General features: G+C 60.2%; 22 protein-coding genes and 1 pseudogene. 10 read left to right on the plus strand and 13 right to left on the minus strand.

The genetic code is table 11. The features are described 5' to 3' along the window. Positions 1–52: 52 nt before the first annotated feature. On the plus strand, positions 53–1,126 hold the full coding sequence (locus tag PDO_RS22395) for an ABC transporter ATP-binding protein (protein WP_007607224.1): 1,074 nt from the start codon (positions 53–55) through the stop codon (positions 1,124–1,126). Positions 1,127–1,253: 127 nt separating this feature from the next. Beyond that, positions 1,254–2,408 (plus strand): mandelate racemase/muconate lactonizing enzyme family protein, encoded by a 1,155-nt coding sequence (locus PDO_RS22400; RefSeq protein ID WP_007607225.1) that lies wholly within the window; start codon positions 1,254–1,256, stop codon positions 2,406–2,408. An 8-nt stretch (positions 2,409–2,416) separates the two neighbouring features. On the opposite strand, the gene PDO_RS22405 is transcribed toward PDO_RS22400, so the two are convergent. From PDO_RS22405 to PDO_RS22420, 4 genes are all read right to left on the minus strand, one after another. Beyond that, on the minus strand, positions 2,417–3,226 hold the full coding sequence (locus PDO_RS22405; protein WP_007607226.1) for a transglutaminase-like domain-containing protein: 810 nt from the start codon (positions 3,224–3,226) through the stop codon (positions 2,417–2,419). Between the two features lie 101 nt (positions 3,227–3,327). After that, positions 3,328–4,212: a transglutaminase family protein gene (locus PDO_RS22410; protein WP_007607228.1), complete on the minus strand. Its 885-nt coding sequence runs from the start codon at positions 4,210–4,212 to the stop codon at positions 3,328–3,330. A gap of 325 nt (positions 4,213–4,537) precedes the next feature. Then, positions 4,538–5,146: a hypothetical protein gene (locus PDO_RS22415; protein ID WP_007607230.1), complete on the minus strand. Its 609-nt coding sequence runs from the start codon at positions 5,144–5,146 to the stop codon at positions 4,538–4,540. A gap of 35 nt (positions 5,147–5,181) precedes the next feature. Continuing rightward, on the minus strand, positions 5,182–5,505 hold the full coding sequence (locus tag PDO_RS22420; RefSeq protein ID WP_007607232.1) for a PepSY domain-containing protein: 324 nt from the start codon (positions 5,503–5,505) through the stop codon (positions 5,182–5,184). 495 nt (positions 5,506–6,000) lie between these two features. On the opposite strand from PDO_RS22420, the gene PDO_RS22425 reads away from it, so the two are divergent. Continuing rightward, positions 6,001–8,094 carry a catalase gene (locus PDO_RS22425; RefSeq protein ID WP_007607234.1) on the plus strand — a complete coding sequence of 698 codons (2,094 nt, stop codon included), beginning with the start codon at positions 6,001–6,003 and terminating at the stop codon, positions 8,092–8,094. A gap of 100 nt (positions 8,095–8,194) precedes the next feature. On the opposite strand, the gene PDO_RS22430 is transcribed toward PDO_RS22425, so the two are convergent. The 7 genes from PDO_RS22430 to PDO_RS22460 form a co-directional block, all read right to left on the minus strand. Continuing rightward, entirely contained in the window at positions 8,195–8,590 is a 396-nt protein-coding gene (locus PDO_RS22430) for a RidA family protein (protein WP_007607236.1), read from the minus strand. 4 nt (positions 8,591–8,594) lie between these two features. Beyond that, on the minus strand, positions 8,595–9,176 hold the full coding sequence (locus PDO_RS22435) for an NAD(P)H-dependent oxidoreductase (protein ID WP_007607240.1): 582 nt from the start codon (positions 9,174–9,176) through the stop codon (positions 8,595–8,597). After that, positions 9,176–10,582: an FAD-binding oxidoreductase gene (locus tag PDO_RS22440; protein ID WP_007607242.1), complete on the minus strand. Its 1,407-nt coding sequence runs from the start codon at positions 10,580–10,582 to the stop codon at positions 9,176–9,178. Before PDO_RS22440 ends, PDO_RS22435 begins: the two co-directional genes overlap by 1 nt. Position 10,583: 1 nt before the next feature. Next, positions 10,584–11,897, minus strand: coding sequence for a cytosine deaminase (locus tag PDO_RS22445; RefSeq protein ID WP_007607244.1), 1,314 nt, complete (start codon positions 11,895–11,897; stop codon positions 10,584–10,586). Continuing rightward, complete coding sequence (locus PDO_RS22450; RefSeq protein WP_007607246.1) at positions 11,897–12,763, minus strand: ABC transporter permease; 867 nt, start codon at positions 12,761–12,763, stop codon at positions 11,897–11,899. Before PDO_RS22450 ends, PDO_RS22445 begins: the two co-directional genes overlap by 1 nt. Next, positions 12,763–13,587 (minus strand): ABC transporter ATP-binding protein, encoded by an 825-nt coding sequence (locus PDO_RS22455; RefSeq protein ID WP_007607248.1) that lies wholly within the window; start codon positions 13,585–13,587, stop codon positions 12,763–12,765. Before PDO_RS22455 ends, PDO_RS22450 begins: the two co-directional genes overlap by 1 nt. Positions 13,588–13,656: 69 nt before the next feature. Beyond that, positions 13,657–14,673: an ABC transporter substrate-binding protein gene (locus PDO_RS22460; protein ID WP_007607250.1), complete on the minus strand. Its 1,017-nt coding sequence runs from the start codon at positions 14,671–14,673 to the stop codon at positions 13,657–13,659. Between the two features lie 183 nt (positions 14,674–14,856). Here PDO_RS22460 and PDO_RS22465 point away from each other — a divergent pair, with 183 nt between their 5' ends. Then, positions 14,857–15,798: a LysR family transcriptional regulator gene (locus tag PDO_RS22465; RefSeq protein WP_007607251.1), complete on the plus strand. Its 942-nt coding sequence runs from the start codon at positions 14,857–14,859 to the stop codon at positions 15,796–15,798. A gap of 12 nt (positions 15,799–15,810) precedes the next feature. Here PDO_RS22465 and PDO_RS22470 read toward each other — a convergent pair whose 3' ends face one another. Next, positions 15,811–16,608: a creatininase family protein gene (locus PDO_RS22470; protein ID WP_007607253.1), complete on the minus strand. Its 798-nt coding sequence runs from the start codon at positions 16,606–16,608 to the stop codon at positions 15,811–15,813. Positions 16,609–16,777: 169 nt separating this feature from the next. Next, positions 16,778–17,722, minus strand: coding sequence for an AraC family transcriptional regulator (locus PDO_RS22475; RefSeq protein ID WP_007607254.1), 945 nt, complete (start codon positions 17,720–17,722; stop codon positions 16,778–16,780). A 137-nt stretch (positions 17,723–17,859) separates the two neighbouring features. Between PDO_RS22475 and PDO_RS22480 the strand changes: the two genes are divergently transcribed. From PDO_RS22480 to PDO_RS22510, 6 genes and pseudogenes are all read left to right on the plus strand, one after another. Continuing rightward, on the plus strand, positions 17,860–19,110 hold the full coding sequence (locus PDO_RS22480) for an ABC transporter substrate-binding protein (protein WP_007607255.1): 1,251 nt from the start codon (positions 17,860–17,862) through the stop codon (positions 19,108–19,110). 66 nt (positions 19,111–19,176) lie between these two features. Further along, complete coding sequence (locus PDO_RS22485; RefSeq protein ID WP_007607257.1) at positions 19,177–20,040, plus strand: carbohydrate ABC transporter permease; 864 nt, start codon at positions 19,177–19,179, stop codon at positions 20,038–20,040. Then, positions 20,037–20,855, plus strand: a complete 819-nt coding sequence (locus PDO_RS22490) for a carbohydrate ABC transporter permease (RefSeq protein WP_007607264.1) — start codon at positions 20,037–20,039, stop codon at positions 20,853–20,855. The genes PDO_RS22485 and PDO_RS22490 overlap by 4 nt, the downstream gene beginning before the upstream one ends. A gap of 5 nt (positions 20,856–20,860) precedes the next feature. Further along, complete coding sequence (locus tag PDO_RS22495; protein ID WP_007607266.1) at positions 20,861–21,907, plus strand: NAD(P)-dependent alcohol dehydrogenase; 1,047 nt, start codon at positions 20,861–20,863, stop codon at positions 21,905–21,907. Further along, positions 21,907–22,956 carry an ABC transporter ATP-binding protein gene (locus tag PDO_RS22500; protein WP_007607268.1) on the plus strand — a complete coding sequence of 350 codons (1,050 nt, stop codon included), beginning with the start codon at positions 21,907–21,909 and terminating at the stop codon, positions 22,954–22,956. The genes PDO_RS22495 and PDO_RS22500 overlap by 1 nt, the downstream gene beginning before the upstream one ends. 801 nt (positions 22,957–23,757) lie before the next feature. Continuing rightward, positions 23,758–24,024 (plus strand): annotated as a pseudogene (locus PDO_RS22510) (substrate-binding domain-containing protein); the annotation flags it as partial.

The following is a 24,024-nucleotide window of genomic DNA, read 5'->3' on the forward strand; positions in this document are numbered from 1 at the left end:
ATCATCNGGGCCTGACGGCTGGCGCGGTCAAGTCATAAATACGGAGAGCAAAATGGCATCTGTCGAACTGAGGGACATCCGCAAGGCCTACGGCATGCTGGAGGTGATCCACGGTGTTTCGCTCTCGATCGAGGACGGCGAATTCATTGCCCTGGTCGGGCCTTCCGGCTGCGGAAAATCCACGCTTTTGCGAATGATCGCCGGGTTGGAAGAGATCAGCGATGGAGAAGTGCTGATCGGAGACAAGGTGGTCAACGCATTGACGCCGCGCGAGCGCAACATCGCCATGGTCTTCCAGTCCTATGCACTCTACCCGCACATGACCGTGGCGCAGAACATGGGCTTCAACCTGAAGCTTTCCGGCGTCTCCAAGCCCGACATCGACAAAAAGGTCAACGAAGCCGCGCGGATGCTGGCCCTTGGCGACCTTCTCGATCGCAAGCCGAGCCAGTTGTCCGGCGGTCAGCGCCAGCGCGTGGCGATGGGCCGCGCCATCGTGCGTGACCCTGCGGTGTTCCTGTTCGACGAACCGCTTTCCAACCTGGATGCCAAGCTGCGCGTCCAGATGCGCACAGAGATCAAGACGCTGCATCAGAAGGTCGGCACGACCTCGGTCTATGTCACGCATGACCAGATCGAGGCGATGACCCTTGCCGATCGCATCGTGGTTCTGAACGGTGGCCGGATCGAGCAGGTGGGCACGCCGCTCGAGCTTTATCGAACACCAAACAATCTGTTCGTCGCCGGCTTCATCGGCTCGCCCGCGATGAATTTTCTCGATGCCGTGGTGGATGCGCAAGACGGCGGACCGAGCGCGCGCCTGACCGATGGGACAATCATCCAGCTTTCCACCGCGCGCAAGGTAAGGCGTGGACAGGCGGTCAAGCTGGGCATCCGGCCGGAGCATCTGCAGGCGGGCCAGCCGGGCGATAGTGTCGTGCGCGGCGAGACGCTGGTCGTCGAGCCGACCGGCGCGCAGACCCATGTCGTCTTCAGCCTGGCCGGCGAACCGGCGACGGCTGTCGTCGATGGCGCCTTTCCGGCACGATACGGCACGCCTTTCGAAGCCGCCATCGCCGCCGATCAGGTCCACGTCTTCGATCAGCAAAGCGGCCTGTCGCTTTGATCTGACCCCGCTACCGCTGGGCCTGCCGCATCCGCTGGATCAGGTTGCGCTCAGCGGCCCTCGCATGCGCCTCAGCGATCTTTTGGGTCTCGCTCGATAGACCGCGTCAAACTATCCGGAATCCCATATGAAAATCACTGCCATCAAGCCTTATATCGCCAGGGTTGGCGTTAGGAACCAGTTGGTCGTCAAGGTCGAAACCGACAGCGGCGTCTACGGCTGGGGCGAATCCGGTCTGTCCTATCGTGAAAAAGCGGTTGCTGGTGCAATCGACCACTATTCGCAGTTTCTGTTGGGCAAGGATCCGATGCAGTGCGGGGCCTTGTGGCAGGAGATGTATCGGAGCCAGTATTTCGAAGGTGGCCGTGTTCTGACGGCGGCGATCGCCGCCCTTGATATCGCTTTCCACGACATCAAGGGCAAGGCACTCGGCGTGCCCGTCTATCAATTGCTGGGCGGAAAGCAGCGCGATCTGGTGCCGGCATTTGCAACGACATCCGCAGAGCCGGGCGAGGCGATGATCGAGCAGACCGTGCTGCTGAAGGAGGCCGGATGGAACTGCGTGCGTTTCATTGCCGCCGGCCAGGAAAACACCGAGCGCTTCGAGCCGAGGGAATCCATCGCGGTGACTGCCGAATGGGTGACCCGCACTCGTGCGGAGGTCGGCCATGCGATGACGTTGGGCGTTGAATATCATCATCGTCTCAGCGTTGCGGAAGCGGCATCGTTTTGCCAGAAAATGCCGAGAGGCACGATCGATTTCATCGAGGAGGCAATCCGCGACGAGACGCCATCGGCCTACGAGGCCTTGCGCAGGATGACCGATGTACCCTTCGCGATCGGCGAGGAGTTTTCATCGAAATGGCAGTTCGTGCCCTATGTCGAACGCGACATCATGCAGTTCTGCCGGATCGACATCTGCAATGTCGGCGGTTTCACCGAAGCGATGAAGGTCGCCGGCTGGTGTGAAGCCCATTATGTCGATCTGATGCCGCACAATCCGCTGGGACCGATCTGTACGGCAGCATCCGTGCATCTTGGCGCCGCCGTTGCCAATTTCGGCTGGCTGGAATGCCGCCAGAGCCCGGCCGAGCAGCACTGGGGTTTCGACAATTCCACGCTCTTTCCGGGCCAGATCGAGATGGACGGCGCGTTTTATGTGGTGCCCGAGGCACCGGGGCTCGGAATAGATGTCAACGAGGCGGAATTGCAGAAAATGCCGTTCGAATATTCGGAACCGCCACATCTTCGCAGGACCGACGGATCCTTCACCAACTGGTAGAGCGCTCGCTAGTCGATGATCTCATCCGTGATCACCTCGAAACGCACCAGTTCTGCCGGTCCGAAATTGGTGGTCAGAGCCACGTCGATCGCGTCTCTTCCGGTTGCCATCAGGATACGACCGATGCGCGGCGTGTTGTGTCTTGCATCGATCGTGTGCCAGCAGCCGCCCAGATAGACCTGTGACCAGGCGCTGAAATCCATCGGGTTCGGGTCTTTCGGCACGCCGATGTCGCCAAGATAGCCGGTGCAGTAGCGGGCAGGAATGTTCATGCAGCGGCAAAGCGTGATGGCGAGATGGGCGAAATCGCGACAGACGCCGATCCGGTCGACATAGCCACCATAGGCTGACCGGGTTGAATCTGCCCGGCTGTAGTCGAAGGTGATGTGTTCGTGGGTGAAGTCGAGAATAGCCTTGACCCGCGGCCAGCCCATGGGGGTGGTTCCAAACATTTTCCAGGCCAGATCCGCCAGACGATCCGTGTCGCAATATCGGCTGCCGAGCAGGTAGACCAGCACGTCATCGGGCAGATCCTTGATCGCATGCTGGACCGCATGTTCTGGTATGACGTCCGGTTGGCCATCGTCATAGATCTCGAACTGCGTCGAGATCGTCGTCAGGCCGGGTGGGGCAAGGATGCGGGAGCAGGCATTGCCGAAGCCGTCCAGGTAGCTCCAGGCCTCGATCGGCCGATCGAAGGTCAAGACCTGATCAGACAGGAGATCGGGACGGCGTGATGGATGAATGTTCAATGCGAGTAGCATCGGTGTTGGCTGCGTGCACTCGTAACCCAGATTGAAGCCAGCTCGTATTTTCATGAAACCCTCGGTTCGGTGCCCTTGCGAGTCGGGGACTGGCGCAGCGTCAGGGATCAACGCCGTTCGGTGGCGAGTGTTCCATCATGCTACCCGTAAATCCTTTAATGGTCAGTCGGCCGTGTCGTGACATTGACCTGTACCGACATGCCGGCAAAATCGGTCGGCCCGCCATCATAGCTTCCGTAGAGCGGTACGGCCTGACGCGGATCACGGGCAACCCCGACACGGATCAGGTCACGGTTTCCGACGATGCCATTGGTCGGATCGAATTCGACCCATCCGGCCCCCGGAATATAGACCTGGCACCAGGCATGGGTGGAACCGCCACCACGCGTGGTCGAGCCATCGCGATCGGCAACATAGACATAGCCGGTCACGAACCGGGCGGCGATGCCAAGCGATCGGCAGGCCTCGACCATCAGCAGGGCGAAGTCGCGACATGTGCCTTTTCTCGAGCTGAGCGTCGTCTGCGGCGTTTGGGTGCCGGCTTCATGCCGCCTTGCATAGCTGAAGCTCTCCTGGATCGCACAGCACATGGTCATCAACAACTGGCCTGTCGGTGTCGGCATTCCGAGCGCGACAAACTGGCTCGCCCATTTGGCGACCTCGTCGCTTTGGTCTGGATAGTGCCGTTGGATGACCCGCTCAAGGTCGGGCTCTTCCTCGGGGTCATAGGAGAATGGATAGGTGGCGGCCGCCTCGTCTATCTCCAGGTCGAGTGCGACCTGCGGCGTGTGGTCGATGGTGATCCAGGTCTCGAAACGCAGGCTTGTCGACGGCCGGGCGATATCGACGATCGCCACGCAATTGCCGAACACGTCCTGGATCCAGCGTATCTGCTGCGGGTCCGGATCGCAGATCAGCGTTGCATCCAGAAGCCGCTGGTCATAGCTGTCGCGTGGCCGAAACATCAGCCGATGTTCACCGAAATGCACAGGCCGGTTGTAACGATATTCGGTGACGTGCCTTACGGAAAAAATGGTCATTTTGAAATTTGCCTTATGCTCCGATGAAGAGCCTCGAACGGGAAGGCGGCCCGAAATGGGAGCTCTCAGTGGTTATCCCTGGATCATAGCACCTGTCTGCAAGGCAGGCTTGCCTCAATTTTGAATTCTCCGTGTATGGACGTTGTTCGATTCCGTATCAGGCAAGCCGGCAATCGACGCGGCGATAGAGCCAAACACGCGGAAACATCTGATCTAGGTTCGGTGTTGTCCGGCTTCGATGTTGCCCGGGTTGGATGTGGCAAGGAGATGCAAAAAAACCGGCCCGCCTTATGGGCGAACCGGTCTTTCAATCAGCGCCTGGAAATCAGAGGCCGGTGCGGCCACGATAGCGATCACGCTCCTGCTGCACTTCAGCCTGGCCATAGGGGGCTGCGGTGTCGTCGAATGTCGACCAGCCCTGCTCGGCATAGGCGCGGCGGCGCTCGACCGGATCCACCCAGCTGGACCGCTTAAGAATGGCGTTCGCCCGTTCGACATGCATGTCGTCCACCTTGGCAGTCACCAGGGTACCACCGCGACGTACACCTTCGGCATAGACATGAGCATGGTCTTCCGGAACGCCGGAATCCGTCAGCGCTCCGATCAGGCCACCGGCGGCCCCACCGGCAACCGCGCCGGCGAGTGCACCGGCAGCCGTTGCTGCCAGCCAACCGGCCGCAACCACCGGACCGACGCCCGGGATCGCCATCAGACCAAGACCGGTGAGCAGGCCGCCCGCACCGCCGACGACCGCGCCGATACCGGCACCCGCACCCGCCTTTTCGCCAACGTCGGAGGAGTCATCGACCGGCCGGCCGGCAGCGTTGTTCGAGACGATGCTGATATCCTTCGATGGAATGCCTTCTGCCTCAAGCGCTGTTACAGCGGCGCGGCCGTCGGCATAGTCATCAAACAGTCCAGTAATGGTTTTCATCTTCGGGTTTCCTCGTTGTCTTTATTTTTGAGTGCTTATTCAGCGACAATATTGCCCTGATAATCCAGGCTGGCCTTCACAGGTTTCCCGTCCTTGTCGGCCATGGCCTGCCAAACGCCCTGCTCGGACAGCTTCAGTTCGGTTACGTTCGAGTAACCGGCCTCCTCGAGGCGCTGCTTGGCCTGGGCTTCGGTGAAGCTGTTCTCACCGGCAACCGGTGCCGTCGGATTGGTCTCGTCCGGCGTTGCAATCGCCGGCGTCTCGCCATCGCTGGACGGTGTTGTGGTCGTGCTGGTCTGAGCAAAAGCAGAGACGGCGGAGGCGCCAAGAATTGCCGCCACGAAAACGATCTTTTTCATGTGATTTCCTCATCTTACCGGGCAGCGCCTACAGCTGCCATGACAACAAAACGCCGCGGATCTGAATAGGTTCCCTGACTTTGGCGCTGGAAACTGGAGGTTGAAAACGGCAATTCTCATCCGCTCGAGGCAGGTTGACGGCGCTAAATTTCGCCATACGCGCGCGTGTAAATCATATCTCTCCGAAGTGCTTTTGAGGCAGGCGGAACCAACAGAGCCGGCCAGGTGTTAGCCATAGCCAGATATCCGGCATGGGTATTCGGCACGGGTTGAAAAAACAGATCACACCAGCAACGCCAAACGATCTGCACACGCGTTTTTCAGGGAGTGTCTCGACGATCTTTCAGCCATGCGCTGCACCAACCTGAACCCCGCCCAAACTGGGCCATATCGGGAATAGGTGCGCTTTACGGCTGCTATTCGCTTCAAGCCAATCACAAACCAATGGACGCTGATCGGGGTGCAACAGGGCCTGATCAGCAGGGAGGCAAACAGATGGTAGACAAGAATTTCGATACCGACCGCGGAAACGGCGGCGAAACGCATCAGCATGTACCCGGCAAGGGTTCCCATGATGCAGAGGGACATCTGACCACCAATCAGGGAATCCGCGTTTCGGACAATCAGAACAGCTTGAAATCGGGTAGCCGCGGGCCGACCCTTCTGGAAGATTTCGTTCTGCGCGAAAAGATCTTCCACTTCGACCACGAGCGTATCCCCGAACGGATCGTCCATGCCCGGGGCTCTGGTGCCCACGGGTTCTTCGAGGTGTATGAACCGCTGACGGACGTGACAAAGGCCGACCTTTTCCAGCGGCCTGGCGAAAAGACACCAGTCTTCGTTCGGTTTTCCACGGTGGCGGGTGGCGCCGGTTCCGTCGACACGCCGCGCGATGTGCGTGGCTTTGCGGTCAAATTTTATACCAAGGAAGGCAATTGGGACTTGGTCGGCAACAATATCCCGGTGTTTTTCATCCAGGATGCGATGAAGTTTCCCGACCTTGTGCATGCGGTGAAGATGGAAGCCGATCGCGCCTATCCTCAGGCCGGCAGTGCACATGATACATTCTGGGACTGGGCATCGCTGATGCCGGAATCCACCCATATGCTGACATGGGCCATGTCAGATCGTGCCATCCCGCGCTCCTTGCGGATGATGGAAGGGTTCGGAGTTCACACGTTCCGTTTCGTCAATGCGTCCGGAAAATCGAGTTTCGTCAAATTCCACTGGAAACCGAAACTGGGTCTCCAATCCGTTGTCTGGGATGAAGCATTGAAGCTGCAGGCCGCCGACAACGACTACCATCGCCGCGACCTTTACGAGGCGATTGCGACCGGAAATTTCCCGGAATGGGAACTCGGACTGCAGATTTTCGACGAGGATTTTGCCAATAGCCTGCCTTTTGATGTGCTCGATGCAACCAAGCTCATTCCCGAAGAGATGGTGCCGGCCAGGATCGTCGGACGTCTGGTGCTCGATCGTAACCCGGACAATTTTTTCGCCGAAACCGAGCAGGTGGCTTTTTGCCCGGCCAATATCGTACCCGGCGTGGATTTCTCCAACGATCCGCTGCTGCAAGGGCGATTGTTCAGCTATCTCGATACGCAGAAGTCGCGTCTTGGGACGGCGAATTTCCACCAGCTTCCCATCAACGCCGCCAAATGTCCCGTGATGAGTTTTCAACGTGACGGCCAGATGCAGATGAATGTGCCGAAGGGGCGGGCAAACTACGAACCCAACAGCCTCTCGGCGCATGGCGAGGATGGCGGACCGCGTGAATGCCCGGTCACCGGGTTTCACACACTCGAGCGGTCGACAGGGGCCAATGAAGAGGGTGACAAGCTGCGCATCCGCCCGGAACTCTTTGCCGACCATTACAGCCAGGCCCGGCTGTTCTGGACGTCGCAGACACCGTCCGAGCAGGCGCATATTGCCTCGTCCTTTGTCTTTGAGCTTTCCAAGGTGACATTGGAGCAGGTTCCCCCGCGCATGGTGGCCAATCTGTTGAATGTCGATGAGGATCTTGCCAAACGCGTTGCCGATGGTCTTGGCATCGATCTGCCGCAAAAGAACCCCGCTGCCCGCGCACCGGTCGACATGGAGCCGTCAGCGGCGCTGTCCATTCAAAAGAACATGAGGGACACGCTCGAAGGTCGCAAGATCGGGATCCTGATTGCGGATGGCAGTGATGCAAAAGCCTTGAAGACGCTGGCAGGCAGCATTGAGAAGGCCGGCGCGACAGCTTTCCTCGTTGCCCCCAAGGTCGGCAAAGTTATCCTGTCGGACGGCAAGGCGATCAAGGCCGATGGCCAATTGGCGGGTTCTCCGTCCCAGATCTTCGATGCCGTTGCCATCATCCTGTCTGCGGGTGCGTGCAAGCTGATGTTGAGGGAGGCCGCCGCAATCCAGTTTGTCATGGACGCCTTCGGTCACCTGAAGGCAATCGGTGCCAATGGCGAGGCCAAGCCGCTGCTCGACAAGGCGGGCGTTGAAATGGATGGCGGCGTGGTCGGCCTTGGTGAGGATTTCATCGCGGCTGCGGCCAAGCGCTATTGGGAGCGTGAGCCCTCCGTTCGGACCTTGGCTTGAGCCAGAACCGTCCGGCAGTCCTATAGTTTGCCCGTGACACTACCGACCGTGCGACCCACGGTCGGTAGCAAAGCCCCACGGCGGTTTCTCGCATTTGCACTCAGACAATCCTCGCCGCGGTGACCTCCACCTCGACCAGAAATTCAGGCCGGGTAAAGCCGGAGACGATGATCAGTGTCGAAACCGGCTTCGGCTCCAGCGTATATCGGTCACGGACGGCCATATAGGCCGGGAAGTCCTCCCGTTTCGTGACGAAGCCGCTGATGCGGATGACGTCGGCAAAGCTCATGCCTGCATCCGAAAGAATGGCGCCGATTGCCGCAAAGCAGAGTTCCGCCTGCGCCGTGACGCTTTCAGGAATGCTGTCGTCGAGGGCTATGCCCAGTTGGCCGGAGGTAACGAGCAGGCTCGCGCCCGGCGGAACCAGGAGCCCGTGATTGTAATTGCCGAAAGGACGACGGACCGACGGCGGATTGACGGCGGTTTTTCCCGGCATCGGCTCAGAACCTTTCCATCTTCGTTTTCACCTTTGCCATGAAGCGTGCCCGCGTGTCTTCCGTGCAATTGTTCATGTCGTAGTGGGCAAGGAAGGTCACCGGCGACCATGGATTGATCTGCGCGCGCAACACGCGCTTGACGATCTTCTTGGGCGGATTGCCGGCGACAAATGCCCGGAACGGTGTCGCGCCATAGGTCATCACCGCGCCGAGCTTGCGGATATGGCGCAACCGCGACTGGACCTTGCCGTCCACCAGTTCGAAGGAGATGCCGGGCAGCCAGACGCGGTCGAAATAGCCCTTCAGGATCGCCGGAAAGCCAAAATTCCATACCGGCGTGACGATAACCAGTCCTTCCGCGGCCAGCAGCCGGTCGCAATGCTCTTTCACCAGCGCCGTGTTGTCGGGATAGTCGTGATAGATCATCCGGTCCTGGCGCGACAGGACAGGGTCGAACCCCTCGGCATAGAGATTGCAATCATCGACCTCGTGCCCTGCCGTCTGGAGGCTTTCGCGGGTGAGCCGGTGGAGGGCGCCACCGAAACTTTCTTCGACCGGATGGGAATGGAGCAGCAGGACGCGCATCAGACCCCCAATGCCGCAAGGCCGGGGAAGAGGTAGTTCTTGCCGGCGGTAAAGTCGAAGTCCGGATTGTCCCAGGCGATCATCTTGCCGGGGTTGAGCAGCCCCTTGGGGTCTGTCTGCTGCTTGAAGGCGAGCTGGGTCTTGTCCGTCTGCTTCATGCCACCTTCTTCCAGCGTGTAGCGATGCGGATTGAAGATCGGGCAGCCATTATCCTCATGGATACGGATGATCTCCTCCAGGCGCGCTTCGGTGGTGTAGCGCACCAGGGGCAGGCCGGAGCACTGGATGGCCGCATCGAACTTGATGAACTCGAGATGCCCCGGCACTTCGTCGCCGAAGATCTCCACCAGTTTCCCGACCTTGGCAACGTGATCGGGACCCGGATATTGGACCTGCAGATAGGTGAAGGTCGGATCGACTTTCAGGGCTCGGAGCGTCGTGTGATTCCAGGCGAGTTCATAGGCATGGGGAATCCCCTTCATGCTTTCGACCTTGTCGGAGCGAAACAGGATCTCGCCCTTCTGCTGGGCGACAAATGCAGCAAACGGTTCCATCGCATGCGGTGCAATCATGATCACCACAACCGACTGGCCGCGATCGCGAAGAAAGGGCTTGTGTCGGGTGAAGTAGTCGTAAGGAATAGGGGCGGCGATCGGCGCCACTTCCTTCAGCAGCAGTCCGTTCATATGGCTGAGTGCATCGGAAAAGCGCACGGCATCCATGAAGTCGTCATAGCCGACCAGAACGTCCACCCAGTCATAGGCGGGCGCGAGCGGCATCTCGACCTCGGTGATGATGCCGTTGGTGCCATAGGCATGGCTGACCTTCTGCAGGTCCCAGCCGGTGAGGTCCAGCACCTGCGGCTCGGCTTCCATGGTGACGACGCGCAGGCGGAGAATATTGCCGAGATCACGAAGACCGCCCCAGGTGATGGAGCCGACGCCGCCCGATCCGCCGGCGATAAACCCGCCGATGGTTGCGGTCTGCGCCGTCGAGGGATGGAAACGCAGTTCCTGGCCGGAATGGGCCTTTGTCGCCTTGTCGAGTTGGGCGATGACGACACCGGGTTCGCAGACGACCTTTCCGGGCTGGATGGATTTGATTTTGTTCATGCCGGCAAGATTGAGGATGATGCCGCCGGAGAGCGGCATGGCCTGACCGTAATTGCCGGTGCCGGCGCCGCGCGGGGTTACAGGGGCTCCGTGTGCATAGGCGACCTTCAGGACGCGGATGACCTCCTCTTCAGATGTCGGCGAAACGACGAGGTCGCCGGTGACGTTTTCGAGTTGCGCCTTCAGGATCGGCGAATACCAGAAGAAGTCGCGGCTCTTCTGGCGAACCAGTGCCGGATTGTCCTCGACGGCGATGCCTTCGAGTTCCTTCTTGATGGCTGCATAGTCGGGCATGTCATGCTCCAAGGATCGGGTCGAGTTCGCGGTAGTCCGGCAGGCTGCGGTCGATGCCCAAGCCATTCCGCATGACGATGCGGTCGGCCTGCGGACGGGAGAGAAATTCGCTCCAGCGACGGGCGCTGAAAAGGACGAGATCGGCGGGGCCGCCGACGGCGATACGGCCAAGGTCCGGGCGGCCGAGAATATCGGCGGGCGAAGTGGTGACGACGCGGGCAGCATCCGTCAGCGGATGATCGAGATGCAGGATGCGCACGGCCTCGCGAAACACTTCGACCGGGTCCATGTCGCCATAGGCATAGAAGGGATCGCGGGTATTGTCCGAGGATACCGCCGTTGCCACACCGGCTGCCGCCAGCTCATGAAAAAGCGTCACTCCGCGCCAGCGTGGCGTGCGGCCCGGACGCCTGTCCTGCAGATACATGTTGCACATCGGCAGGGAGACCACGGATATGCCGGCCCGGGCAACGAGATCGATGGTTGCCTTTGCGACGTCTTCGTCCTGTCGTGCGAGCGAGCAGCAATGTCCGACGGTGACGGCACCCTGGAACCCGTTGCGCAGCTTGGCCTCGGCGATGGTCTTCAGCGTCAGCACCTGTCGGTCCTCGGTCTCGTCGACATGCAGATCGATGTCGAAGCCGTTGTCCACGGCAGTGCGGAACAGAAGATCGAGGCGTTCCTCCAGATCCGGCATCAGATAGGTGACGCCGCCGAGGATCCCCTGGTTTTCCCGGATGACCGAGACGAGATCATCGAAAAACGGCGCTTCGAATATCTTGTCGAGCGGGAACAGCGCGACCGCCTGCAATGCGATCCGATCTTTCCACGCCTCCCGAAGTTCTGAGAAGACCTCGAAGGAAATGCGATGCTGGGGGGCGATGGAATCGAGATGGGTGCGGATCAGATGCGTGCCGTGCGCATACGCTGCGCGCAGCGAGAAATCCATCCGCGTCCTGACGTCGTCTGCCGTCCAGTTGGCCTCGCGATCGATGCCGACATTGTCGAGTGCACCCATGAACGTGCCATCCGGGTTGGGGCGACGCGGCCAGATGTGGCCCTTGTCGAGATGGGTGTGCATGTCCGCAAAACAGGGCCAGACCATGCCTTGGCGCAGATCAGCCTTCGGCAATTCCAACGGAGCCGTGCCCGCCGGCAAAATGGCATCGATCCTGCCATTGGCAATCACGATATCGACCGATGCCAGGCCTTCGACTGCGGGACCGGTGGGTGCCGTCACTGTGACTGCTGGAACCGTGGCATTGCTGAGCACGAAATGCTGAGCGTCTGGCAGGGATACGAATGGGTTCGACATCAGTTTTCCCTTTTCAGGCTGCTTTCGTGCCAGCGATGCAGGCTCAGCCAGGAGATCAAGGAGGTCAGCGCGAAGATCGTCACGCCCAGCAGCGACAAGAGGATCAGGGCCGCAAAGAGCCGCGGTATGTTCATCCGGTACTGGGCCTCGAGCAGGCGGAAGGCAAGGCCTGAACCGGCGCCAGCGGAGCCTGCCGCAAATTCCGCGACAACGGCCGCGATCAGTGCCAGGCCGCCACCGATGCGAAGGCCTGTCATGAAATAGGGTAGCGAGGCGGGAAGCTTCAGATAGAGCAGCGTCTGCCAGCGCGAGGCACCGTAGAGATCGAACAGGTTGAGCAGATTGTGATCGACGCTTTTCAGACCCTGTACCATGTTCGACAGGATCGGGAAGAAGGCGACAAGGAAGGCGCAGATCAAAAGCGCCACCTGGGTCGAGGGCGCATAGATCAGGATCAGCGGTGAGATTGCGACGATCGGGGTGACCTGGAGGATGACGGCGATGGGGTAGAAGGCAATCTCCACCCAGCGCGACTGCACCAGAAAAATTGCAAACCCGACGCCGCCGATGAGGGCGAGCAGAAGCGACAAGAGCGTGATCTTGGTGGTCACCCAGAGCGCCGGTGCCAGCGTATGCCAATCGGTGAACAGTGCTGTGGCAACCGCAATCGGGCTCGGCAGGATGTAGGGCGGAACGCCCGAAACGGTGACGCCGACATGCCAGATCAGCACCATGGTCGCCAGCACGAAAAACGGCACGAGGATGCGCAGCACGAGGTCGCGGTTCTTGTTGCGGACCGAGGAGGAGACAATCGTGGAGCTATCCGGCGCCTTGTCTTGCGCGCGCGTCAGTTCTTGTGCGCGCATCAGTGCTCTCCCGATCCGATGGCTTCGAGCAGCATGGTCGAGACCTTTTCGCAGGCCTGCCGATAGTCCTCCGAGGTTCGATAGAGTGCATCGCGCTCCAGGCTAGTATGCAGTGGAAAGTCGGCATGAACACGGCCCGGCCTTGCCTTCATCACCACGATGCGGTTGGAAAGATAGGCGGATTCGAACACCGAATGGGTGACGAAGATCACGGTGATGCCGGTTTGCTTCCACAGGCGCAGCACATCGTCGTTGAGCTTCTGGCGGGTGATCTCGTCAAGCGCGGCGAAAGGCTCGTCCATCAACAACAGCTTCGGCTTTGTCACAAGTGCACGGGCGATCGAGACACGCATCTTCATGCCGCCGGAAAGCTCGCGCGGATAGGCATCGGCGAAATCCGCAAGGCCGACGGTTGCCAGCGCTTCGAGGATCTGCGGGCGGGCAGCGGAGGCTGAGACGCCGCGCAGCTTCAGCGGCAGATGCACATTGCCGAAGACGGTCTGCCAGGGCATCAAAGTCGGCTCCTGAAAGACGAAGCTGATGTCGCCTTCCGGCAAGCCGCGGGCATTGATCCTCGAACTTGGCCAGTCGATCGTGCCCGACGAGGCGTCGCCGAGACCGGCTATGATGCGCAATGCCGTCGATTTGCCGCAACCCGACGGTCCCAGCAGGCTGACGAACTCTCCGCTTTCCACGACAAGCGACATGTCCGAGAGCGCCTGCGTACCGCTTGAAAAGCGTTTCGAGACCCTGTCCATGACAACCAGTGGCCGTTTGCGTCCCTCGGTGGACCGCTTCAGCCCGCGTGCTTCTTCCAAAATCATTGCTGTCCCGGCTGCTCGACAGTTTCTGTGTCCCGCCGCCGGCCCGGCGGCAGGACGATCGGTATGCTGTTACTTCTTCAGTGCCATGCCGACGCCCTTGCAGGCGAACTGCGCCGAAAATGCCTTCTTGTAATCGGTTTCGGCCTTGAAGAGCTTCATCGCAACGCCGTCCTCGAAGAATTTCTTGTAATGCTCTTCGGTGATGCAGCCGATGCCTTTTTCAAGCGCTGCGCCGGATTCCAGAATGCCATATTCCTTCATCTTGGCGATCGAATAGGCGATCTGGCCATCGGTCATTTCCGGATTGTCGGCCTTGATCAGGGCATTGGCCTTGGCATTGTCGCCGTAGAGGTAGTTGTACCAGCCTTCGATCGAGGCATCGACGAAACGCTGCACCAGGTCCGGTTTGGTTTCGACGAGCGATGCCTGCGTGGTGATCATCGTCGAATAGGGGGAATAGCCGCTGTCGGCCAAGAGGAAGACTTTCGGCGTCCAGCCCGCCTGCTTCTCGATCTCGTAAGGCTCAGACGTCAGGTAACCCTGCTGGGCGGATTGCTTGTCGGCAAGAAAGGGGGCCGGGCTGAAATTGTAGGGCTTGTACTGTTCGTCCTTGAAGCCTGGAAAGTTTGCTTTCATCCACTCGAAATAGGTGAGGTAGCCGTCCTTGCCCATGAAGATCGTCGGCAGCTTGGCCAGATCCTCGAATTTCTCAATGCCTTGATCCGGATGGGCGATCAGAACCTGAGGATCCTTCTGGAAGATGGCGGCGACATCGACGATCGGGATGCCCTGCTCGACCGCCGAAATTTCGCTCTGCGGGCTGCCCATGTAGAAATCGATCTTGCCGGAAATCAGCAATGCGCTGTTGGCCGCGTTCGGGCCGCCCTGCACGATCGTGACGTCGAGGCCGTATTTTTCATAGGTACCGTCGGCCACCGCCTGGTAAAACCCGCCATGCTCGGCCTGCGCCAGCCAGTTGGTCCCATAGCTCACCTTGTCGGCAGCCGTCGCCTGCGTGAAGGAAGCCGCCATGGCTCCGAGGCCGACGATGACGGGAAGTGCGGTCGATTTCAGTAGAGTGCGCATTCTGCGTCGTTCCCCTTTAATGCAACAGACCGTCGTCATTGACCGCCTGTTTTCTGCATTTGAGCGGTTGCGTTGCTGTTTGAAAAGCATCAAAATTCGTCCGCATTGATGCCTTTTAGGCATCCATGTCGGGGCGGCGCCGAAAGCGCTGCATCGCGACGCGAACGGTGGAAGAAAAGACGAATGCTGCATTCCCGAAAGCTGCAATACATTAACGAAATTGCCCGTTGCGGCTCCATTCGCAAGGCTGCCGCCCGGCTGAATGTCGCGTCGTCGGCGATCAACCGGCAGATCCTCGCGCTGGAGGCGGAAATCGGTGTGCCGATCTTCGAGCGTCTGCCGCGCGGCCTGCGGCTGACGGCAGCCGGCGAACTGTGCATCGAGCACATTCGTGACGTGCTGAAAAACTACGAGCGGCTGGAATCGCGCATTCGCGGATTGAAGATGCCGCAGGCCGGCAAGGTTTCGATCGTCACGACTGTCGGCCTTGCTGCCGGTCCGTTGCCCGATATCATCGCCCGCTTCATCGGGCAGCATCCGAGGGTGCGTGTCCAGTTGCGCAATGACGGCGGTTCGACGACGCTCAACCCCGTGTTGACAGGCGAGGCCGATATCGGTCTTGGTTTCAATATCCAGGCGACGCCGGGCATCCGCACGCTCGCCAATTTCGATGTGCCAATCGGTGTCGTTCTGCCGCCAGGCCACAGGCTGGCCGGTCCCGGCGGCCCGATCAGTCTTGCCGATGTCGTACAGGAACGGCTGGTTCTGGCGCAGACCGGCACCAGCCTTCGCGATGTCATCAATCTGGCGCTGGCACCGCTGCCGGTCTCGGTTGAACCCGTGGTGGAAACCAATGCTTCGGAAATGCTGAAGCAACTGGTGAAGGCCGGAACCGGCCTGACGCTGCTCAATCCGCTGGACGTGATCGTCGAATGTCGGCGTGGCGAGCTGGTGTTTCGCCCGATCGCCGAGACCCATTCCCGCCAGCCGATGAAACTGTTTGCCCGGGCACGGGCGCCGTTAGATGCGGCCACCAGTCTGTTCGTCGAATATCTGATGACCGAATTGATGGCATTGATGCAGGAATTGCAGGCCAACGGGTCCATTCTGGCCGCAGACAAATGAGGCCGGACGCGTCTACTTCGAATAGAGATTGGCAAGAGGGTAGTTCGTCAGGTCCTCCAGCAGGTCGATAAAGCCCTTGGCCTGATGCCGGGCGATCAGCGCACCCTTTTCCGCCGTGCCGAGCGAGGCGTCACCCACGACGCCGTTCGGGTTGAGATCATGGGCGATCCAGGCCAGTGAATGCGGCGGCAGTGGCTGCAGGTAACGCGTGTTGTCCTTCATCCACTCGGCTTTGGAGGCGAAATTCTCGGCTCTGTCCATGCGCACCAGATCGGGACGGAAATGCAGCATCATCGAGGTTTCCATCTCGCCGCCATGGATGCCGAACCTCTGCTCATGTTCGCTGATCAGGCCTGCCGGGCTGCCGAACCGCGACCACTGGGTGGCGACGACTGCCATGGAATAGCGCACGCGCAACTCACGTGCGACGATGTTCATCACATCAAGATTGCCGCCATGCGAGTTGACGATCACCATCTTGCGCACCCCGGCTTCCGCCACCTTTCCGCCGATGGCGGTCCATGCGGGAATGAGGATCTCGGCTCCGAGCGAAAGCGTGCCGGGACCGTGGATGTGTTCGTTGGCCTTGCCGATCTCTTGTGTCGGGAGAACGAGCACATCCAGTGTCTGCGGCAATTGGGAGCGCAACTCGGCCAGCATGCCATTGGCGATGGTGACGTCGGTGGAGATCGGCAGATGCGGGCCGTGCTGCTCCGTGGAGGCGATTGGCAGGATGGCGATGGTCCGGTCGACCGGGAGATGCGCGAAATCGCCCGTATTCAGTTCGTTCCAGAAGAATGGTTTTCCCATGTCCGCGTCCGCCTTGCCTTGTGATCCATTCGAGGAATACGGGAAGAGGGCGGGCAACGAAAAGCATCAATTTGCGCCCGGCATGATGCTTTTTTGCGCACGCAGTCTTGGCTGCGGAAGCGGATCGATGCCCGGAGCACCGTTCCGGGATGCCGCCGCGAGCGCACGCCTAAGGACGGGTTCCGTGCTGTGATTGTGGCGCGATCACCGATTTTGCCCGGATGCTGGCCGCCTTTCGATAGGCGCGGGGCGTCAGGCCCGTCTCCATGCGGAAATACCGATTGAAATTCGAAAGATTGTTGAAGCCAGCCTCGAAGCAGATGTCGGTGATCGGCATCTCGCTTTCCGACAGGAGTGTGCGAGCCCGCCAGACGCGGACCGATCGGCTGTAGTCGGAGAAGTTCATGCCTGTGAGCCTGCGGAATGCCCGTGAGAAAGCGGATGCGCCCAGGCCGACCTGTTCGGCGACCTCGTGCATCTGGGCGCCAGGGTTCGACTGCATGATCTGGATCGCCTGGTCGATCCGGCGATGGCGTCTGTCCGACAGTTGATTGTAGACCGATATGAAGTGCTCGCTGGCCAGAAGGCGCTTTTGCGGAGCGGCCTCGATCGCATTGAGGATCTCGAGGAACAGGCCCAAACCGTTGCCGTTCTTCGCGGCATGCAGTTCCAGAATCCTGACGCCGATCTCATGTGCCTGTGCGCCGATGATCTCGATGCCGCGTTCCGCCATCGGCTTGAGGCGGTGCAATACCTCGAACTCGGGGCAGATCGCGCGCACGCTCATCAATGCGTCGGCATCGAACTGCAGGACGACGTCGCGTCCGGGCAAGGGTGGTGCGCCGGGGGTGATCCAGTTATGCGGCAGATTGGTACCCGCCAGCACGAGATGGCCGGGTTTGAACGGGCCGATGTAATCGCCGACGTAAGCAAAGCCGTTGGCATCGGGGATGAAGTGGATCTCCCACTCCGGATGATAGTTCCAGATACAGATCGGGTTCGGGTAATCGTCGCGGCGGATCAGGTAGGAAGTGCCGCCCGGTAGCACGATCTGCTCGCGTGTCGCCGTGAAGGTTTCCGAAACCGTGAGCGGAAAATCTGATGCAATTCGCATTGATTGACTCGTGTTGCAGTGCAAAAATGTCAATATAGTATCAATTATCCGGCAAAGGTAAACTAGTTCGGATCCCTCTCTTGCGCAAAATAGCCCCCGTAGATGGCAAGGGAGTTTGCCATCCGAGGGAGGAAATCATGACATTCAACAGCCTCCGCGCCGGCTGCGCGGTGATCGCCATTCTTGCGGCTTCCAATGCATTCGCCGCTGCTCAATGCAGTGAAGACGTGCGCATTCTTGCACAGCCGCGTGACGGACTGACGCTTCTCGAGGACTATGTCGACGAGTTTGAGAAACTCTCCGGCGCCGGTTTCGAGATCAGCTATCTCAACGAAAACGACCGCCGCGCCAAGTCTCAGGCCGACGCGTCGACCGTCGGAAGCTTCGACGTCTATTATGTCGACGAAGCCAATCTGGCCCTCTTCGCATCCTCGGGCTGGATCGTGCCGCTCGAGGGTTATTATCCGGCCGAATACGACTACAGCGACTTTGACGCCGGCATGCGGGCTGCCGCCACCTATGACGGCAAGCAGTGGTTTGCGCCGGTCCAGGGCGGTGGCGACCTGATGGTCTATCGCACGGACCTGCTGGAAAAGGCGGGCATTGCACCGCCAAAGACCTGGGACGAATATTTTGCCGCCGTGCAGAAGCTGCATGATCCGGACAATGGCGTCTACGGGACAGCACTTCGCGGCCAGCGTGGCTCGGGCGCCAATGTCTGGCGCTGGATGCCGTTCTTCAAGGCCAATGGTGGTGAATGGTTCAAGGACGGCAAGCCGGCCTTCAATTCCGAAGCCGCGGTGAAGGCGACCCAGACCTATCTCGACCTGTTCAAGTATTCGGCTCCGGGCACGCAGACCGGTTCCTGGGACGAGTCGACCGGTGCTTTCCGGGCAGGAAAGGTCGCGATCATCATTGAATCCGCACCGCTCGGCGGCATGTCTGTTGACAAGGCGCAGAGCCAGGTGGCCGACAAGGTGGCCTTCTCCGTGCCGCCGTCGCCGCTGCCGGGTGGCGGTTACGCCCATGGCTTTGCCATCGCGTCGAAGGCCAATGCAACCGAGGAGGAGAAGGCCTGCGCCGGCCTGTTCGTCGCCTGGGCGACGTCCAAGGAGCAGGAAGCGCGTCGCCTTGCCGCCGGCCAGCCGGGTGAACTGACCCGCACCAGCACCTACCAGAGCCCGGAATATGCCGCGACCTTCGGCCAGAATCTGGCCGATGCCATGGCTGCCACCGGCGCGAAGACGCAAGTCACCTTCTGGCAGGATCCGCGCTGGCAGGAACTGGGCAACCAGTGGGGCATCATGCTGGAAGAGCTGATCACCGGCAGCCGCACCGACATCAAGGCGACGCTTGCCGAACTCGAGACCTTCGCCGCCAAACTCTGACGTCTCCCAAGCCGTCAACTGGGCGCGTCGCATGACGCGCCCCTTTTTCCCATCCGAGGATTTGCCATGCGCCGCGGCCGTTCGCTGCCTTACGTCTTTCTTGGCCCCACTTTGGGCATCCTGGTCGTGTTGGCACTCGTGCCGACGATCTACGCGATCAACATTTCCCTGCAGAACCGCACGCTGGCGCAGCCGCAGGCGGACTATGTCTGGTTCGCCAATTATCTGGCGCTGCTCTCCGATGCCCGCTTTCTGAATGCACTGTGGGTGTCGTTCAAGTGGGAGATCCTCAGCGTCACAGCGACCATGGTCACGGGACTTGCCCTCGGCATCGCGATGTTCGAGGCCGCCAGCTCGCGAATGCGCAACATTCTCTGCGTGCTGTTCATCATCCCTGTCCTTTTGCCCCGTGTCTGTGCCGCCTTCGTGTGGAAGTTTGCCTTTCACCCGCTCTATGGCGCACTGACCTGGCCTGTCAGGGAACTTACCGGCATCACACCCGACATCCTGTCGACGCCGCTCGGTGCGCTGCTCGCGGTCGCCTTTGTCGATGTCTGGCAATGGGGCCTGTTCTTTGCGGTCATCATCCTGAAACTTTTGGAATCGCTGCCGCCGCAACCGCTTGAAGCCGCCCGGATCGACCGTGCGACCCGGTTCGAGATCCACCGCTTCATCACGCTGCCGATGCTGAAGGCGCCGCTGATCAGCCTGCTGCTGGTCAAGGCGATCGAAAGCCTGCGTTCCTTCGACCTCGTCTATGTCATGACCCGCGGCGGTCCCGGCATCTCCACCGAAACGCTCGATATGTATGCCTATTCGCAAGGCTTCATCGAGTCCGGCAAGATTTCCTACGCCTCGTCCATGGCGGTCATCATGATGGTGCTGACCATCGTCACCTTCACCTTTACCTGGAAGAGGCTGAACCGATGAAGCTCTCGACCCTGCTGCTCAGACTGCTCCTGATCCTTGCGGCAGCGCTTGTGGTCCTGCCGTTGCTCTGGACCCTGCTCAACGCGTTCAAGACCAATGCCGACCTTCTGGTCTCGACGCCGAAGCTGGGCTTCCAGCCGGTCTGGGACAATATGAGCTACGTGCTCAATCGCCGATCGGTGGCCCGCGCCCTGACCAATTCGCTGATCATCTGCTCGAGCGCCGTCATGCTCGGCGCCTTGCTCGGCGTGCCCGCGGCCTATGTCATCGCCCGCTTCAAGAACCGCCTGACGGCCGAGGCACAGTTTTTCGTCCTATCGCTGCGCTTCCTGCCGCCGGTGGCCATTGCCATTCCGATGCTGGTCATCTGGCTCGGCCTCGATCTCTACGACACGCGGTTTTCGCTGATCGTCACCTATCTGATCGTCACGGCCTCGATCACCATCTGGCTTTCGGTGCCCGCCTTCGAGCGCGTCAGCCTGCATGTCGAGGAAGCAGCCCGCGTCGACGGCCTCGGACCCTACGCGACCTTCTTCCGCATCGCGCTACCGATCGCCCGTTTCCAGGTCTTCGGCGCCATCGCCTTCTCCTTCGTGCTGGTCTGGAACGAATTCCTGCTCGCCATGATGCTCACCACGTCCCAGGCGAAAACCCTGCCGATCATCGCTTCAGAGATGTCGCAGCTCGGCATGAACGTGCCGTGGGGCATCCTCAACGCCGCCGTTGTCCTGTTGTCACTGCCGCCGCTGATCCTGCTCGGGGTCATGGCCGGCGGACTCAATGCCGCATTTTCCAAGAAAACTGATCAAGGTTGACCTTTATGAAAGCTCTTGTCCTCGAACGCGTCGGCGAACTCTCCCTGCGCGACATCGATCTCCCCCAGGCCATGGGTCCCGACGACGTTCGTATTCGCCTGCACACAGTCGGCGTCTGCGGCAGCGACGTACATTACTACACGCATGGACATATTGGCGATTTCGTCGTCAACGAGCCCATGGTACTGGGCCATGAAGCGGCGGGCACAGTGACGGAGGTCGGCACCAATGTCAGGCATCTGAAAGCGGGTGACCGGGTCTGCATGGAGCCGGGCATCCCCGATCCCCTGTCGCGTGCCTCGCGCCTCGGCCTCTACAATGTCGATCCCGCTGTGAGGTTCTGGGCAACGCCCCCTGTGCATGGCGTGCTCTGCCCGGAGACGGTTCATCCCGCCGGTTTCACCTACAAGCTGCCGGACAATGTTTCCTTTGCCGAAGGAGCGATGGTCGAGCCATTTGCGGTCGGCATGCAGGCGGCCACACGCGCCCGCATCACGCCCGGCGACACAGCGGTCGTCACCGGCTGCGGCACGATCGGCATCATGGTGGCGCTGGCCGCCTTGGCAGGTGGTTGCTCGCGGGTGCTGATCTCGGATCTGTCGGAGACGAAACTCAAGCTGGCCGAAACCTATGACGGGATCACCGGCATCAATCTGCGCGAACGCAACCTTGCCGAAGCGGTCGATGAAGCGACGGAAGGCTGGGGTGCGGACATCGTCTTTGAATGCTCGGGGGCTGCGGCTGCCGTTCGCGACCTTTTCAAGGTCGTGCGGCCGGGCGGAACAGTGGTTGTCGTCGGACTGCCACCGGGACCGGTGCCGGTGGATCTCGCTGCCGCCTGTTTCCGCGAGTGCCGTATCGAGACCGTGTTCCGCTACGCCAATGTCTTTGATCGGGCGCTGGCCCTGATTGCAGCCGGCAAGGTGGACCTCAAGCCGCTGGTGTCAGGGACCTATGTTTTCGACCAATCGATTGCCGCCTTTGAGCGGGCAGCCGAAGGGCGACCGGAGGACGTCAAGCTGCAGATCATTCTGGATGGGGAGGGCAACTGATGGCGACCGTCGAATGCCGCGGCATACGCAAAACCTATGGCGCACTCGAAGTCATGCGTGACTTCGACCTCAAGGTCGACGATCACGAGTTCGTCGTCTTTCTCGGCCCCTCCGGCTGCGGCAAGTCGACCATGCTCCGCATGATCGCGGGCCTTGAGGAGATTTCGGGCGGAGACCTTGTGATCGGCGGTCAGAGGATGAACGATCGCGATCCCGGCGACCGCGGCATTGCCATGGTCTTCCAGAACTACGCGCTTTATCCGCATATGAGCGTGCGCGAGAACATCACGTTCGGGCTGGAACGCGCAGGCATCGGCAAGGCCGCAATCGAAGAGCGGCTGGCGCCCGTCGTCGATGCGCTCGGTCTCGGCATCTATCTCGCCCGCAAGCCGACCGAGCTGTCTGGCGGCCAGCAGCAGCGGGTGGCGATCGCACGCGCGATGATCAAGACGCCGGAGGTTTTCCTGTTCGACGAGCCGCTATCCAATCTCGACGCCAAGCTGCGTGGTAGCCTGCGTGTTGAGATCGCCCGCCTGCATCGCGATCTGAAGACGACGAGCGTCTATGTCACGCATGACCAGCTCGAGGCGATGACTCTCGCCGACCGGATCGTCCTGATGAAAGACGGCCGCATCGAGCAGATGGGTACGCCCGAAGAAATCTATCAGGCGCCGGCGACCGTCTTTGCCGCAGGTTTCATCGGTACGCCGAACATGAACTTCCTGCCGCTGGAGATGGCCGACGGTGTTCTGAGCGACGATCTCGTCCGTTTCCAGGCGCCGTCCGGCATCCGTGCGGGCGCGGTCACGGTCGGTATCCGCCCTGGTGCTTTCCGTGTCAGTGACCAGGCGCAGGCGTTTCGCGGTACCGTCGAACGAAACGAGTTTCACGGCGAGACGCGGTTGGTCAGCCTGCGCAACGATAGGCATGAAATCAATATCGCGGTGCCGGCGTCCAGCGTGTTGAGGCTGGGCGAGGTTGTCGGAGTGGACGTCGAAGCGCGGGATCTGCACGTATTTGATCCGGCAACCGGCAAGCGCTTGAATTGAAGTCGGAGTGCGCTCGCGGGGGGATCGATCCCCGGCTGTGCCTGCCCTACCTCTCGGAAATGAGACGGCTCCGTACCGGCTCATTCGATGAGATCTCTGGTGAAGCCGCGTTCAATGTTGACATGTTGCCGACATTGAACGCGGGAACGCTAAACGCCAGCGTGGTTCAACCATACTGCGATCCCTCCGGTCATAAGAGGCCACAGCCGCCGGGTCAGTAACAATTGGCAATTAATCGCGCGCGCTATCCGCCGCGCATTTCCGCGGCTGCGCCGAGCGATACGACGATCATTTGCCGTTGCGAGGAGGTCAACGCGGGCACGCTTCGGTCGACCGTCAAGGATGCTCCGTCGGTCTCTCCCAGGCCAAGGCCTTTACACTGTGTGGCATGGGCGCCTGTCAGGGACGGGTTTGCGGGCTGATTGTCTCTCAGCTGATCGCAAGCGAAACCGATCGGCCGATCGATACGGAAGATAAGACGTTGATGATTGGCGGCAGCTGGGAAGACGTCGGATCCGATCTCGGCACCACATTTGATGTCACACGCCTGAGTGCCAATGACGCCCTGCGTTTCTTCCCCTGCTTGAAGAAGGTTCGCATTATCTGCAGTTGGTCAGCACCACGGATGATAACGCCCTCTCTTTCCATCTTGCGCCAGATGACCTGATATTTATTTCAGTGAAAAGAATATCTTGCAGGTCTCTTGACGACTGATTGAGTCACCCTTAGGAATAGATGTGCAATAAATGCCAAGATTGGAAATTTATTGCGTTCTGGTTTGACCATTCCTGGGAGGGGAAGATGTTGAAATACCTGAAGAGGGCCTTGGGCCTTGGCGTGGCTGCATTCGTCGTCGGCGCGGCTGTTTCGCCAGCCAGCGCCAACGGAAAATTTGCCTGTGAGCCCGGCGAAACCTATGTGATGAATGTCATGGTGTCGGCGCATCCCTATTGGGTGCCGGTGTTTGAGGGTTTCAAGCAGGCGGCCGAGTCGCTGGGCTGCGAAGCGGTTTTCTCCGGAACGCCGGACTATGATATCACCAAGCAGATCGCATCCTTCGAGCAGGAT

The organism is Rhizobium sp. PDO1-076 (assembly GCF_000247475.1).
In the GTDB taxonomy this organism is placed as follows: Bacteria; Pseudomonadota; Alphaproteobacteria; order Rhizobiales; family Rhizobiaceae; genus Allorhizobium.

Excerpts from the sequence above, each read along its gene's own strand:
- PDO_RS22420 (WP_007607232.1), bottom strand. The coding sequence starts at position 5,505 with ATGAAAAAGATCGTTTTCGTGGCGGCAATTCTTGGCGCCTCCGCCGTC.
- PDO_RS22470 (WP_007607253.1), bottom strand. The coding sequence starts at position 16,608 with ATGGGAAAACCATTCTTCTGGAACGAACTGAATACGGGCGATTTCGCG.
- PDO_RS22460 (WP_007607250.1), bottom strand. The coding sequence starts at position 14,673 with ATGCGCACTCTACTGAAATCGACCGCACTTCCCGTCATCGTCGGCCTC.
- PDO_RS22425 (WP_007607234.1), top strand. The coding sequence starts at position 6,001 with ATGGTAGACAAGAATTTCGATACCGACCGCGGAAACGGCGGCGAAACG.
- PDO_RS22395 (WP_007607224.1), top strand. The coding sequence starts at position 53 with ATGGCATCTGTCGAACTGAGGGACATCCGCAAGGCCTACGGCATGCTG.
- PDO_RS22490 (WP_007607264.1), top strand. The coding sequence starts at position 20,037 with ATGAAGCTCTCGACCCTGCTGCTCAGACTGCTCCTGATCCTTGCGGCA.
- PDO_RS22475 (WP_007607254.1), bottom strand. The coding sequence starts at position 17,722 with ATGCGAATTGCATCAGATTTTCCGCTCACGGTTTCGGAAACCTTCACG.
- PDO_RS22495 (WP_007607266.1), top strand. The coding sequence starts at position 20,861 with ATGAAAGCTCTTGTCCTCGAACGCGTCGGCGAACTCTCCCTGCGCGAC.
- PDO_RS22450 (WP_007607246.1), bottom strand. The coding sequence starts at position 12,763 with ATGCGCGCACAAGAACTGACGCGCGCGCAAGACAAGGCGCCGGATAGC.
- PDO_RS22455 (WP_007607248.1), bottom strand. The coding sequence starts at position 13,587 with ATGATTTTGGAAGAAGCACGCGGGCTGAAGCGGTCCACCGAGGGACGC.
- PDO_RS22415 (WP_007607230.1), bottom strand. The coding sequence starts at position 5,146 with ATGAAAACCATTACTGGACTGTTTGATGACTATGCCGACGGCCGCGCC.
- PDO_RS22485 (WP_007607257.1), top strand. The coding sequence starts at position 19,177 with ATGCGCCGCGGCCGTTCGCTGCCTTACGTCTTTCTTGGCCCCACTTTG.
- PDO_RS22500 (WP_007607268.1), top strand. The coding sequence starts at position 21,907 with ATGGCGACCGTCGAATGCCGCGGCATACGCAAAACCTATGGCGCACTC.
- PDO_RS22405 (WP_007607226.1), bottom strand. The coding sequence starts at position 3,226 with ATGAAAATACGAGCTGGCTTCAATCTGGGTTACGAGTGCACGCAGCCA.
- PDO_RS22435 (WP_007607240.1), bottom strand. The coding sequence starts at position 9,176 with ATGCGCGTCCTGCTGCTCCATTCCCATCCGGTCGAAGAAAGTTTCGGT.
- PDO_RS22430 (WP_007607236.1), bottom strand. The coding sequence starts at position 8,590 with ATGCCGGGAAAAACCGCCGTCAATCCGCCGTCGGTCCGTCGTCCTTTC.
- PDO_RS22445 (WP_007607244.1), bottom strand. The coding sequence starts at position 11,897 with ATGTCGAACCCATTCGTATCCCTGCCAGACGCTCAGCATTTCGTGCTC.
- PDO_RS22410 (WP_007607228.1), bottom strand. The coding sequence starts at position 4,212 with ATGACCATTTTTTCCGTAAGGCACGTCACCGAATATCGTTACAACCGG.
- PDO_RS22465 (WP_007607251.1), top strand. The coding sequence starts at position 14,857 with ATGCTGCATTCCCGAAAGCTGCAATACATTAACGAAATTGCCCGTTGC.
- PDO_RS22480 (WP_007607255.1), top strand. The coding sequence starts at position 17,860 with ATGACATTCAACAGCCTCCGCGCCGGCTGCGCGGTGATCGCCATTCTT.
- PDO_RS22440 (WP_007607242.1), bottom strand. The coding sequence starts at position 10,582 with ATGCCCGACTATGCAGCCATCAAGAAGGAACTCGAAGGCATCGCCGTC.
- PDO_RS22400 (WP_007607225.1), top strand. The coding sequence starts at position 1,254 with ATGAAAATCACTGCCATCAAGCCTTATATCGCCAGGGTTGGCGTTAGG.